Genomic DNA, 13,144 nt, shown 5'->3' on the forward strand with positions numbered 1-13,144 from the left:
AGCCGATGGCCAGACGCCCCCGCACCGATGACCTGAGATCCGGCCCAGAGCGGTTCGTGGCGCTGGTGAAGACCACCGTTCCGCCGGTACACCCGGCCGGTCTGCCGTTCATCGGCGCCGGGCTGGCCATGGCCGCCGCAGGCCGCCGCAACCGTTGGGTGCGCGGGGCCGGACTGGTGGCCGCCGGCGCCAACGCCGCCTTCTTCCGGCATCCGCCCCGCGTGCCGCCGACCAGCCCCGGCGCGGTGGTTGCGCCCGCCGACGGGCTGATCTGCCTGGTCGAAGAGGCCGAGCCGCCCGCGGAGCTCAACCTGCCCGCCCGGCCCGTGCCCCGGGTCAGCATCTTCCTGTCGATCTTCGACGCCCACGTTCAGCGCATCCCGATCAGCGGTGACGTGGTGGCCGTCGAACACCGGCCCGGCCTGTTCGGGTCGGCCGAGTTGGCGGCGGCCAGCGAAGACAACGAGCGCAACAGCGTGGTGATCCGCACGCCGTCGGGCGCCCAGGTGATCGCCGTGCAGATCGCCGGGCTGGTCGCGCGGCGAATCGTCTGCGACCTGACACCCGGCGACAAGGTGGCCATCGGCGACACCTACGGCCTCATCCGATACGGGTCCCGCCTGGACACCTACCTGCCCGAGGGCACCGAGATCAAGGTGCTGCCGGGCCAGCGCGCGGTCGGCGGCGAGACGATCCTGGCGGAGCTGCCGTGAGCAAAGGTGTGAGTCGACGCCCCCGGGGCTTGCGGATCCTGCCCAGCGCCACCACGGTGCTCGCGATCTGCGCCGGCCTCACCTCGATCAAGTTCGCACTCGACGACCGCCCGCACATCGCGCTCGCGCTGATCGGTGCGGCGGCGGTGCTCGACGGTATCGACGGCGGAATCGCGCGCGCCCTCGACGCGCAGTCCCGGATGGGTGCGGAGATCGACTCGCTGGCCGACGCGGTGAACTTCGGGGTGGCGCCTGCGCTGGTGGTGTACGTGACGTTGCTCCCCGACTCCCCCGTGGGGTGGATCTTCGTCCTGCTGTACGCGGTGTGCATCGTGCTCCGACTGGCCCGGTTCAACGCATTGCTCGACGACAACACCAAACCGGCCTACACCCGCGAGTTCTTCGTCGGCATGCCCGCACCCTGCGGCGCGGTCGGCAGCATCGGACCGCTGGCCGCAATGCTCCAGTTCGGTGAGGGCTGGTGGACCTCGCACTGGTTCGTCTGCGCGTGGTTGGCCGCGAACTCGGCGCTGCTCGTCAGCCGCGTGCCGACGATCGCGCTCAAGGCCGTTTCGGTGCCCCCGAACGCCGCGCCGATCCTGTTGATCATGGTTGCGCTGGCCGCCGCCGCCCTGCTGCTGTTCCCCTACGTCCTGGTGCTGCTGATCATCGTCGGCTATCTGTGCATCATTCCGTTCACCATCCGCAACCAGCGCTGGGTGGCCGCACGACCGGAGGCATGGGACGTGGCGCCGCGACAACGACGCGAGGCGCGTCGCGCCAGCCGACGCGCCCAACCGCAACGCCGGTCCATGGCCCGGCTGGGACTGCGTAAACCCGGCCGCTGATGACCGAGACCGAACTGTTCGGCGACGAACCGGGTCTGAGCCATCTGCGGCTCACAGCCCGGCTGAACACCTCGGCGCTCGATTCCCGGCGCGGGGTGGTGCGGCTGCACCCCGAGGTGATCGCCGCGCTGGGCCTCCGCGAATGGGATGCGGTGGCGCTCACCGGCGCACGCACGACCGCCGCGGTGGTGGGCATCGCCCCGTCCGGCACGCCGACGGGTACCGCCCTGCTCGACGACGTCACGCTGTCGAACGCGGGCTTGCGGGAGAACAGCAGTGTGATCGTGGCGCCGGTGACCGTGCACGGCGCCCGGTCGGTGACGGTGTCGGGATCCCGGCTCGCCACCACCTCGATCTCCCCGGCGACCCTGCGCCAGGCCCTGCTCGGCAAGGTGATGACGGTGGGCGACACCGTCTCCCTGCTCCCCCGCGACCTCGGCCCCGGCACGTCGACGTCGGCGGCGACGACCGCGCTGGCGTCCTCGGTGGGGATCACGTGGACCTCCGAGCTGTTGACGGTCACCAGCGTGGATCCGCCGGGCACTGTGAGCGTCCAACCGAATTCGTCGGTGACATGGGGTGACGGCGGCGTCTCCGACGCGGTGGCGTCGTCGGTCGCAGCGGGTGGTGACGCGATCGGCCAGGCCACCGTCACCGCACCGTCGAAGGAGCCACCGGCGGTCACCTACGACGATCTCAAGGGCAACCACACCCAGGCCGGCCGGCTGACCGAATGGCTCAAGCTGTCCCTCGACGAGCCGTCGCTGCTCGAAACCCTCGGCGCCCGGGCCAATCTCGGCGTTCTCGTCTCCGGGCCCGCCGGGGTCGGCAAGGCGACCCTGGTGCGGGCGGTGTGCGCACAGCGGCGGGTCGTCGAACTGGACGGACCGGAGGTCGGCGCGTTGCGCGCAGAGGACCGGCTGGGCAGAGTGTCGTCGGCGGTGTCGACCGTGCGCGACGGCGGCGTGCTGCTGATCACCGACATCGACGCGCTGCTGCCCTCGACGCCCGAACCGGTCAGCACGTTGATCCTCAACGAACTGCGCACCGCGGTGGCCACACCCGGCGTCGCGTTCGTCGCGACCTCGGCGCGCCCCGACAACGTCGACCCCCGACTGCGCGACCCGGAGCTGTGCGACCGCGAACTCGGCTTGAGCCTGCCCGACGCCGCCACCCGCAAGGCGCTCCTGGAGGTGCTGCTGCGCGAGGTCCCCGCCGATGACCTCCAACTCGACGAGATCGCCGGACGCACACCGGGTTTCGTCGTCGCCGATCTGTGCGCGCTGGTCCGCGAGGCGGCACTGCGGGCGGCGGCGCGCGCCAGCGCCGACGGGGCGCCTCCGCGGCTCGCCCAGGCGGATCTGACCGGGGCGCTCACGGTGATCCGGCCGTTGTCCAGGTCGGCCACCGAAGAGGTGTCGGTCGGATCGGTGACGCTCGACGACGTCGGCGACATGACCGAGACGAAACAGGCGCTGACCGAGGCGGTGCTGTGGCCGCTGCAGCACCCCGACACGTTCGAACGGCTCGGCATCGAACCGCCCCGCGGCGTGCTGCTGTACGGGCCACCCGGCTGCGGCAAGACGTTCGTGGTGCGCGCACTGGCCAGTTCGGGGCGCCTCTCGGTCCACGCGGTCAAGGGCGCCGAGCTGATGGACAAATGGGTGGGCGCATCAGAGAAGGCCGTGCGCGAACTGTTCCGCCGCGCCCGAGACTCCGCGCCGTCACTGGTGTTCCTCGACGAGATCGACGCGCTGGCGCCGCGCCGGGGTCAGAGCTTCGACTCCGGGGTGACCGACCGCGTGGTCGCGTCGCTGTTGACCGAACTCGACGGCATCGAACCGATGCGCAGTGTGGTGGTGCTCGGCGCCACCAACCGGCCCGACCTGATCGACCCGGCGTTGCTGCGGCCCGGCCGACTGGAGCGGCTGGTGTTCGTCGAACCGCCCGACGCCGAGGCGCGCCGGGAGATCCTGCGGACGGCCGGCAAATCGATCCCTCTGGTCACCGAGGGCGACGAGGCCGTCGACCTCGATGCGCTGGCCGGCGAGCTCGACGGTTACAGCGCCGCGGACTGCGTCGCGCTGCTGCGCGAGGCGGCGATGACGGCGATGCGGCGGTCGATCGACGCCGCCGACGTCACCGCCGCCGATGTCGAGGCCGCGCGCGAGGCGGTCCGACCGTCGCTGGATCCCGTGCAGGTCGACACGCTGCGCGCGTTCTCCGAAGGCCGCTAGCGAATCGCCGCGGAATACATCTTGACGCTGACAAGTTCGAGTGGGACAGTCGAAGCATCCGAACTAGTCACCGTCTAGATCAGAACCGGGAGGCGTGATGTCCACCCCCATCTCCAGCCCGATCCCCACCCCGGTGCGCATCGGCGACGAGGACCGCCAACGCACCGCGACCTTGCTCGGCCTGGCCCTCACCCAGGGCTATCTCGACATGGCCGACTACGAGCAACGGCTGCAGACCGCGTTCGCCGCGCAGAGGAGCACCGAACTCCACACCCTCACCGCCGACCTGCCCGTCGCCGCGCTGCGGCGCAACGACCCTGCGAGGCGGGCCGCCCTCCGCCAGGCCGCTCGGCGCAGCGTGCACTGGCATCTGGCCGGCTACCTGACGATGGTCGTCATCGTGCTCGCGGTGTGGTTGGCCGTGGGACTCACGGCCGGCTCCTGGTACTTCTGGCCGATCTGGCCGATCCTCGGCGCCGGGATCGGTGTCGTCGCGCACGCGCTGCCGATGCGCTACGTGGGCGGATCGGCACCGCACGGATGGCGTTGCTCCCAGACGACCTCGGAGTGGGCCCGACGACCCCGCCAGCAACCCACGTAGAATTGACACAATCCAAAGCAGCTGAGGCTGACACCCCGACCCCAATCAAGATCGGAGTGCCATGCTGGCCATCCTCTGTGCCCACGCGGTCGCGACCGCGATGGCGCCCCTTCTCGTGGCCAGATGGGGACGGATAGCCTTCTACCCGCTCGCGCTCGTTCCGCTGGTGTCTCTGGTCTGGGTCGTGCTGAACTGGCCGCAGCCCGGCGGCGCACAGACCGTCGACCTGGTCTGGCTGCCCGAGTTGTCGATGGACATCACGCTGCGGTTCGACACGCTGGCCGCCATCATGAGCGTGCTCGTGCTGGGCATCGGGGCGCTGGTGCTGTTCTACTGCGCCACGTACTTCCACCACCGCGACGGTCACACCGAGAAACGCCTGCCCAGCTTCGCCGCCGAGATGGTGGCGTTCGCCGGTTCGATGTTCGGCTTGGTGATCAGCGACAACATGCTGATCCTGTACGTGTTCTGGGAGACGACGACGGTGTTGTCGTTCCTGCTGGTGGGCCATTACGCGGAGCGCGCGACCAGCCGCCGGGCCGCCACCCAGGCCCTGCTCGTCACCACCTTCGGCGGACTGGCGATGCTGGTCGGCATCATTATCCTCGGCAACCTCGCCGGGACGTACCTGGTCTCGGAGCTGGTGGCCGCACCACCGACCGGGGCGGCCGCCGCGACCGGGGTGGCGCTGATCCTGGTCGGCGCGCTGTCGAAATCGGCGATTGTGCCGTTGCACTTCTGGCTGCCCGGCGCGATGGCCGCACCCACCCCTGTCAGCGCCTACCTGCACGCGGCGGCCATGGTGAAGGCCGGCGTGTACCTGGTGGCGCGGATGACGCCCGGCTTCGCCGACTCCCCGGTGTGGCGGCCGATGATCATCACGCTCGGGCTGGCGACGATGCTGCTGGCCGGGTGGCGTGCCGTGCGCGAGTACGACCTCAAACTGATCCTGGCCTTCGGCACCGTCAGCCAGCTCGGGCTGATCACGATCATGGTGGGCACCGGCGGGCCCGACATGATGCTCGCCGGACTGGCCATGCTCGTCGCGCACGCGATGTTCAAGGCCTCGCTGTTCATGGTGGTCGGCGTCATCGACCACGCGACCGGCACCCGCGACATCCGGCGGCTGGCTTGGCTCGGGGACCGCCACAAACCGCTCCTGCTCATCGCGCTCGGCGCGACGGGCAGCATGGCCGCGCTGCCCCCCTTCCTCGGATTCGTCGCCAAGGAGGCCGACTTCGAGACGGTGCTGCACAGCGCCGCTCTCGGACCCACGGCGCCCTGGGTGCTGGCCGGCATCGCATTCGGTTCGGTGTTCACCACCATCTACAGCCTGCGCTTCCTGTGGGGGGCGTTCAGCCGCAAAGGGTTACACGAACCGAGCGTGCGAGTCCGGGAGATGCACCGGCCCTCGGTGGCGTTCCTGACCGCACCGGCAGTACTCGCCGCCGCCGGCCTGCTGTCCGGCCTGTGGCCCGCACCGCTGGACGCCATCCTCGGCGACTACGCCCGCACCGTGCCCGGGAGCTCCGACTACCACCTGGCCCTCTGGCACGGGTTCAACCTGCCCCTGCTGCTGTCGGCACTGGTGATCGCGGCCGGTTTCGCCGCCTTCTTCGAGCGGTCCAGACTGCGGCGCGCCCGGGTCGCCTACCTGCCGCTCGGCAACGCCGACCACGTCTACGACGCGCTGATCCGCGGCCTCGACCGGGTGTCGGTGCGCCTCACCGCGATCACCCAGCGCGGCTCCATCCCGGCCACCCAGTCGGTCATCCTCAGCACCTTCGTCGTCGTACCCGCGGTCGCACTCGCGCTCGGCGCGCGGGACCGGCCGGAGTTCGCGCTGTGGGATTCGCCGTGGCAGGTCGTGGTCGGGCTGCTGATGCTCGCCGCCGCGTTCGGCGCCGCGGTGATGCGCAACCGGCTGGCCGCCGTCCTGCTGATCGGCGTCACCGGATACGGCTGCGGCGCCATCTTCGCGCTGCACGGCGCACCGGACCTGGCGCTGACGCAGTTCCTGGTCGAGACGCTGGTGCTGGTCATCTTCGTGCTGGTGCTGCGGACACTGCCCGCCGAGGCCGAGAAGGCCCACATCAACCACAAACGCCTGCCGCGCGCGGTGCTGTCGCTCGCGGTCGGCGCCACGGTGACCTCGCTGGCGGTGTACGCGATGGCGGCCCGCACCGGCGTCGGAATCGCCGAACTGATCCCCGACGCGGCCTACTACCGCGGTGCCGGGTCGAACGCCGTGAACGTCCTGCTGGTCGACATCCGCGCCTGGGACACCATGGGTGAGATCTCGGTGCTACTCGTCGCGGCCACCGGTGTCGCCTCGCTGGTGTTCCGCAACCGCCGTTTCGGCATCGCGCCGCGGGTGTCCGACGCCGGTCAGCCCGACATCGGGCGCGCGGGCAGCTACGCCAACAGCCCGGCCGCCGGCGACATCACGTGGTTGCGGGGCAGCGAACTGCGCGATCCGCGGCATCGCTCGCTGGTGCTCGAAGTGGCGACGCGCATCATCTTCCCGCTCATCATGGTGCTGTCGGCGTACTTCTTCTTCGCCGGCCACAACACGCCGGGCGGCGGCTTCGCCGGTGGCCTGACCGCGGGTCTGGCCCTGGTGCTGCGCTACCTGGCCGGCGGGCGTTACGAACTCGGTGAGACGCTTCCGCTGGACGCCGGCAAGATCCTCGGCGTCGGTCTGGGCCTGTCCGCCGGCACCGCGGTGACCTCATTGCTGCTCGGCGCGCCCGTATTGTCCTCGGCCGTCATCGAATTCGACCTGCCGGTGCTCGGCGGCGTCAAGTTGGTGACCGCGTTGTTCTTCGATCTAGGGGTGTATCTGATCGTCGTCGGACTGGTCCTCGATGTACTGCGCAGCCTGGGTGCCCAGGTGGACGTGGAGATGTCCCAGCCCTCCGGGCCGGGCAAGGCGGCGGCGAAGGTGGGCGCGCGATGACCACCTTCCTCGTCCCCCTCATCCTGATCGGCGGGCTCACCAGCGTCGGCGTCTATCTGCTCCTCGAACGCAACCTGACCCGAATGCTGCTGGGCCTGTTGCTGATCGGCAATGCGATCAATCTGCTCATCCTCACGGTGGCCGGGCCGTCCGGTAACCCACCGGTGCGTGGACGGACCAGCGCCGGGGAGACCTCGACGGCGGATCCGCTGGCGCAGGGCATGATCCTCACCGCGATCGTGATCAGCATGGGGATCGCCGCGTTCGTCCTGGCGCTCACCTACCGCTCCTACCGCCTGACCACCGCCGAAGACGTGGCCAACGACCCCGAGGACCGGCGGGTGTCGGAGATGGCGGCCAGAGAGGCCGCCGCCCTCGACGAGGACCGGCCACCGGAGCCGGATCTCGCCAGGGACACCGACCTGCCCGACGAGCTCGACGCGCTTCCCGGACGGGAGGGGTCGCGGTGACGCTCGGCGCGGTGCTCACGCCCCTGCCGGTGCTGATCCCCACGCTCGCCGCCGCGCTGACACTGTTCGCGGGCCGCCGACCGGTGCTGCAGCGGGTGATCGCTCAGGTCGCCCTCGTTGCCGTCGTCGCGGTGTGCGCGGTACTGGTCTACCTCACCGACCGCGACGGGACGTTGGCGCTGCACGTCGGCGGCTGGGGTCAGAGCGAACCCGGGATGGGGCCGCTGGGAATCACTTTGGTGGTCGACCGGTTGTCGGCGCTGATGCTGATGGTGTCGTCCATCGTGCTGCTGGCGGTGGTCGCCTACGCCATCGGACAGGGCATCCGCGACGGCGACGGCCGCCAGCCGGTGTCGATCTTCCTGCCCACCTACCTGGTGTTGTCGGCGGGTGTGTGCACCGCCTTCCTGGCCGGTGACTTGTTCAACCTGTACGTCGGGTTCGAGGTGCTGCTGTCCGCGAGCTTCGTGTTGCTCACCATCGGCGCGAGCGCCGAGCGGGTGCGGGCCGGCATCTCGTACGTGATGGTGTCGATGGTGTCGTCGCTGATCTTCCTGCTCGGCATCGGCCTGGTGTACGCCGCCACCGGCACGCTGAACATGGCCGAACTGGCCGTCCGTCTCGACGACATTTCCGAGGGCACGCGGATGGCGTTGTTCGCGGTGCTGCTGGTGGCGTTCGGCATCAAGGCCGCGGTGTTCCCGCTCTCGACGTGGCTGCCCGACTCCTATCCGACCGCACCGGCGCCGGTGACGGCGGTGTTCGCCGGCCTGCTGACCAAAGTCGGTGTGTACGCGATTATTCGGGCGCATTCGCTGCTGTTCCCGGGCGGCGGCCTGGACCAGGTTCTGCTGTGGGCGGCGTTGCTGACCATGGTGATCGGCATCCTCGGCGCGATCGCCCAGAGCGACATCAAACGGCTGCTGTCGTTCACGCTCGTCAGCCACATCGGGTACATGGTGTTCGGCATCGCGCTGTCCAACCAGCTGGGCATGACCGGCGCCATCTACTACGTCGCGCACCACATCGTCGTGCAGACCACGCTCTTCCTCGTCGTCGGCCTGATCGAACGGCAGGCCGGCGCGTCGACGATGCAACGGCTGGGCGGGCTGGCCGCGGCCAGTCCGCTGCTGGCGTTCGTGTTCGTGGTGCCCGCGCTGAATCTCGGTGGCATCCCGCCGTTCTCCGGATTCATCGGCAAGGTGGCGCTGCTCGAAGCCGGTGCGGCCAACGGCACCCCGCTGGCATGGGCGCTGGTGGCGGGGGGCGTGGTCACGAGCCTGCTCACGCTGTACGTGGTGGCGCGGGTGTGGACCAAGGCGTTCTGGCGGTCCCGGGACGACGCACCCGAGGGGCACCTGTCCTCCACCGCCCCGGCGGCTCTGCTCGACGACACCGCGGAGTCCGAGGACATCCAGTTCGTGGACCGCGACCACGTCGGCCGCATGCCCGCGGGCATGCTGGTGCCGACCGGTGCCCTGATCGCGGTGGGGCTGGCGCTGACCGTGGCGGCCGGTCCGATCTTCGCCTACAGCGGACGGGCCGCCGACGAGGTCAACGACCGCAACCAGTACATCACCGCGGTGGTGGGTGAGCGGCCATGAAGGTGCTCGAGGGGACGAGGTGGTCACCGCGGCGGCTGGCGCTGCGGGCGTGGGTGCTGTGCTGGCTGACGCTGGTGTGGATCCTGTTGTGGGGCACGCTCTCTGCCGCCAACATCGTCAGCGGCCTGGCCATCGCGCTGCTGATCACGCTGCTGCTGCCGCTGCCACCGGTGCCGGTGGAGGGCCGGGTGCACCTGTTGTCGCTGCTGCGCCTCGTCCTCACCGTCGCGTACTACTTGGTGGTGTCGTCAGTCCAAGTGGCGTGGCTGGCCGTCAAACCCGGTCCGCCACCGCTGACCGCGGTGCTGCGCGCGCACTTCGCGGTGAAGTCGGATCTGGTGCTGGCCCTCGCGGTGAACATCATGAATCTGACGCCGGGCACGATCGTGCTCGAGATCGACCAGACTCGGCGCCTGGTCTACGTCCACGTCATCGACGTGGGTTCCGACCGGGCGCTGAGCCGCTTCTACCGCCAGGTCAGCCAGTTCGAGCGACTGTTGATCGCCGCGTTCGAACGGGACGCCGACTGGCGGCCATCGACGGAGAGGGAGGCGGACCCCGAATGAACGCCGAGCGAGAAGCGAAGGCGGATCGCGCATGACGTGGGTCTGGATCATCGCGGGAGTGATGCTCACAGGTGCCGCGACCGCGACGATGTTCCGCCTGCTGGCCGGTCCGAGCACACTGGACCGACTCGTCGCGCTGGACACACTGGTCGCCGTCACGATGTGCGCGATCGGCACCTGGGCGGCGTTCAGCCTCGACACGACGGTGACGTACAGCTTGACCGCGCTCGCGCTGATCAGCTTCGTGGGCTCGGTCAGCGTCGCCCGGTTCCGCGTGCCCGACGTCGACAAACCCGGCATCTCGCGGAGGCGCCGGTGACCGCCTTCGACATCGTCGCCAGCGTCCTGGTACTCGGCGGGTCGACGCTGGCGCTCACCGCGGCGATCGGTGTCGCCCGATTCCCCGACACACTGTCGCGTATGCACGCCGCGACCAAACCGCAGGTGCTGGGTCTGCTGCTGGTGCTCGCCGGCGCGGCGATCCGACTGCGCGGCAACGTCGACGTCGGCATGATCATCCTGACCGGCCTCTTCACGCTCATCACCGCGCCGGTGATCGCCAATCGCGTCGGCCAGCTCGCCTACCGCGAGCAGAACATCCGGGACGACCTGATGACCAGGGACGAGATGCTTGAGATCGCCGCGGAAAGGGAACACCGCGGCCATGACGACCCCTGACGGCATCGTGAGCGCCCTGTCGGTTGCGCTTGCCCGGCAGAGGGAGTCACACGAAGACTGTCCGTTGTTCAACGATCCCTATGCGCAGGTGTTCATCGATGCCGCGCTGAACCGGGGCTGCGACCTTCCCACCGACGAGGCGTCGCAGCGAATCGACAGCATCGCGAACTACGCGTCCTCGCGCACGAAGTGGTTCGACGAATTCTTCATTGCCGCAGGCGCACACGGGATCGAGCAGATGGTGATCGTCGCCGCCGGGCTCGACGCGCGGGCGTGGCGGTTGCCGTGGGTCAACGGCACCACCGTCTACGAGATCGACCACCCCGGGGTGCTGAGTTTCAAGAACGACGCACTGCGCGAGCACGGTGACACTCCAGCGGTGTCCCGCTACGTACCTGTGGCCGCGGACCTGTTCGATGACTGGCCAGACGTCCTGCGCGACAACGGGTTCGACGTCACCGAGCCGACGGCGTGGGCCGTCGAGGGCCTCCTTCCATACCTCGCCGACGGTCCGCACCTGCTGTTCGACCGCATCGACGAGCTGAGTGCGCCGGGCAGCCGGCTTGCAGTCGAGGCCGTCGGGACAGGCGTCGCCGACTGGCTGGCCGGGCGGGGGTGGCAGGTCACGACGATGGGCGCTCAAGAACTGCTGACCCGCTACGGGCGGTGCGGCGACCACGGCGGGGCAGACACCCAGGCGGACACCGTCTTTGTCGACGCCAAACGGGTGCGCTGACGCTTCATCCACAGCGGGGTTTTTGTCCACAGGGTCGTTGTTTTGGCGTGGCTGGTGTCGGTCGGGCGTGCCAGAATCGAAAGCATGTTCGATGGTTCGCTCCCCGAGATCGGTGACCTTGCCGCGCTCAGCGACGCCGAACTCATCACCGCCTCCGCCGGGTGGGGCCGCGTCGAATCCGCGGCCGCCGCCCGCAAGTTGGCCGCCATGGCCGAGGTGTTCCGCCGCCGCACCGGCCTCGACGACGCCCTCGACCGCAACCTGTGGTTCGTCGACCCCGAAACCAGCGTGGTCAGCGAACTGGCCGCCGCCCACAACATCACCGACTCCCTGGCCCTGTTCCAAACCCACCGCGCCGTCGCCCTGCGCGACCGACTCCCCAAAGTCGCCGCACTGTTCGCCCGCGGACTCCTCAGCGACCTGCTGGTGCGCGCGGTCGTCTGCCGCACCACCCTGATCACCGACCCCGACACGCTGGCCGCCGTCGACACCGCCCTAGCCGAGCAACTACTGTCCTGGGGCCCCACATCAGCCAAAAAGACCAAAGCCGCCATCGACGCGATCGTCGAGACCCACGACCCCGCAGCGCTGCGCTGCACCACAACCGCCGACCGGGACCGCGACATCGAATTCGGCGACACCGCCGATGACGCCGGCTACATGACCCTCTGGGCCCGCATGTACGCCCCCGACGGCGTCGCATTCGAACAACGCGTCGAGGCCATGGCCCACACCGTCTGCCCCGACGACCCCCGCACCATGCGCGAACGCCGCAACGACGCCTTCGCCGCAGTCGCCACCGGCAACCCACTGCGCTGCGAATGCGACAACCCCCACTGCCCCACCGCCACCGCCGACCGCCCCACCCCCAACGTCATCATCCACCTCATCACCACCCACGACGCACTCGATGACGCGCGAAACGAGGGTGCCGCGGAAGAGCCGGCCCAGGCCGAACACGATGCGCGCGAGGAGAAACCGACGGCTTCTGCGCCCGAGGACAATCCCACCGCCGACGGCTACGCGGCCGAAGGCCAGCCGGTCGACGACCACACGAACCCGCACACCACTAGTGACGCGTCAGAGGAACCCCCGGCCGACCCGCAGCCCGCCCCGAAGCCCACCCCCGCGCCGGCGTTCGTCATCGGCGGCGGGGTGCTCAGCCCGGTGGTGCTGCCCGCATTCCTCGACCGCGCGAAGATCCGCCAACTCCGCCACCCCGGCGACACCCCACCCGAACCCCACTACCGGCCCTCGATCGCGCTGCAGGACTTCGTGCGCTGCCGCGACCTGACCTGCCGCTTCCCCGGCTGCGACAAACCCGCAACCCTCTGCGACATCGACCACACCGTGCCCTACCCCACCGGGCCCACGAGTGCGTCCAACCTCAAATGCCTGTGTCGAAAGCATCACTTGCTCAAGACATTCTGGACCGGCCAAACCGGTTGGCGCGACCAACAATTGCCCGACGGTACCGTCATTTGGACCTCACCGAGCGGGCAGACCCACATCACCCACCCGGGTAGTGCGCTGCTGTTCCCGACCCTGTGCACCCCTACCGCAGCAGCCCGGAAAGGGAAGACCGCAGACGCCGCGAAGAACCGCGGCCTCATGATGCCCAAACGCCGCCGCACCCGCGCCCAAGACCGCCGCTACCGCATCGACGCCGAACGCCGACTCAACGACGACTTCGTCGCCGAACGCACCAAACCACCCCCGTTCTGAGCTGGGG

General features: G+C 69.7%; 12 protein-coding genes. All 12 read left to right on the forward strand.

Going from position 1 to position 13,144, the window contains the following annotated elements; translation table 11 throughout:
- Window positions 1-5 precede the first annotated feature (5 nt).
- The 12 genes from G6N30_RS17725 (at window position 6) to G6N30_RS17780 (ending at window position 13,137) form a co-directional block, all read left to right on the forward strand.
- Window positions 6-713 (forward strand): phosphatidylserine decarboxylase, encoded by a 708-nt coding sequence (locus tag G6N30_RS17725; protein WP_134055011.1) that lies wholly within the window; start codon window positions 6-8, stop codon window positions 711-713.
- Entirely contained in the window at window positions 710-1,561 is an 852-nt protein-coding gene (locus G6N30_RS17730; RefSeq protein ID WP_407664661.1) for a CDP-alcohol phosphatidyltransferase family protein, read from the forward strand. The genes G6N30_RS17725 and G6N30_RS17730 overlap by 4 nt, the downstream gene beginning before the upstream one ends.
- Entirely contained in the window at window positions 1,561-3,798 is a 2,238-nt protein-coding gene (locus G6N30_RS17735; RefSeq protein WP_134055013.1) for an AAA family ATPase, read from the forward strand. Before G6N30_RS17730 ends, G6N30_RS17735 begins: the two co-directional genes overlap by 1 nt.
- 97 nt (window positions 3,799-3,895) lie before the next feature.
- Window positions 3,896-4,399, forward strand: coding sequence for a DUF1707 domain-containing protein (locus tag G6N30_RS17740; RefSeq protein WP_134055015.1), 504 nt, complete (start codon window positions 3,896-3,898; stop codon window positions 4,397-4,399).
- Between the two features lie 61 nt (window positions 4,400-4,460).
- Entirely contained in the window at window positions 4,461-7,358 is a 2,898-nt protein-coding gene (locus G6N30_RS17745) for a Na+/H+ antiporter subunit A (RefSeq protein WP_134055017.1), read from the forward strand.
- Entirely contained in the window at window positions 7,355-7,828 is a 474-nt protein-coding gene (locus G6N30_RS17750) for a Na(+)/H(+) antiporter subunit C (protein WP_134055019.1), read from the forward strand. Before G6N30_RS17745 ends, G6N30_RS17750 begins: the two co-directional genes overlap by 4 nt.
- Window positions 7,825-9,432 carry a Na+/H+ antiporter subunit D gene (locus tag G6N30_RS17755; protein ID WP_134055021.1) on the forward strand — a complete coding sequence of 536 codons (1,608 nt, stop codon included), beginning with the start codon at window positions 7,825-7,827 and terminating at the stop codon, window positions 9,430-9,432. The genes G6N30_RS17750 and G6N30_RS17755 overlap by 4 nt, the downstream gene beginning before the upstream one ends.
- The gene (locus G6N30_RS17760) at window positions 9,429-9,998 is read left to right on the forward strand and encodes a Na+/H+ antiporter subunit E (RefSeq protein ID WP_134055023.1); all 570 of its coding nucleotides are present in this window, start codon (window positions 9,429-9,431) and stop codon (window positions 9,996-9,998) included. Before G6N30_RS17755 ends, G6N30_RS17760 begins: the two co-directional genes overlap by 4 nt.
- A gap of 31 nt (window positions 9,999-10,029) precedes the next feature.
- Window positions 10,030-10,317, forward strand: coding sequence for a monovalent cation/H+ antiporter complex subunit F (locus G6N30_RS17765; RefSeq protein ID WP_134055025.1), 288 nt, complete (start codon window positions 10,030-10,032; stop codon window positions 10,315-10,317).
- Entirely contained in the window at window positions 10,314-10,676 is a 363-nt protein-coding gene (mnhG, locus tag G6N30_RS17770; protein ID WP_134055028.1) for a monovalent cation/H(+) antiporter subunit G, read from the forward strand. The genes G6N30_RS17765 and mnhG overlap by 4 nt, the downstream gene beginning before the upstream one ends.
- Complete coding sequence (locus G6N30_RS17775; protein ID WP_134055029.1) at window positions 10,663-11,412, forward strand: SAM-dependent methyltransferase; 750 nt, start codon at window positions 10,663-10,665, stop codon at window positions 11,410-11,412. The genes mnhG and G6N30_RS17775 overlap by 14 nt, the downstream gene beginning before the upstream one ends.
- Window positions 11,413-11,496: 84 nt before the next feature.
- On the forward strand, window positions 11,497-13,137 hold the full coding sequence (locus G6N30_RS17780) for an HNH endonuclease signature motif containing protein (RefSeq protein ID WP_197906145.1): 1,641 nt from the start codon (window positions 11,497-11,499) through the stop codon (window positions 13,135-13,137).
- The last annotated feature ends 7 nt before the right edge of the window (window positions 13,138-13,144 follow it).

Origin of the sequence: Mycolicibacterium litorale, assembly GCF_010731695.1 — a bacterium.
In the GTDB taxonomy this organism is placed as follows: domain Bacteria; phylum Actinomycetota; class Actinomycetes; order Mycobacteriales; family Mycobacteriaceae; genus Mycobacterium; species Mycobacterium litorale.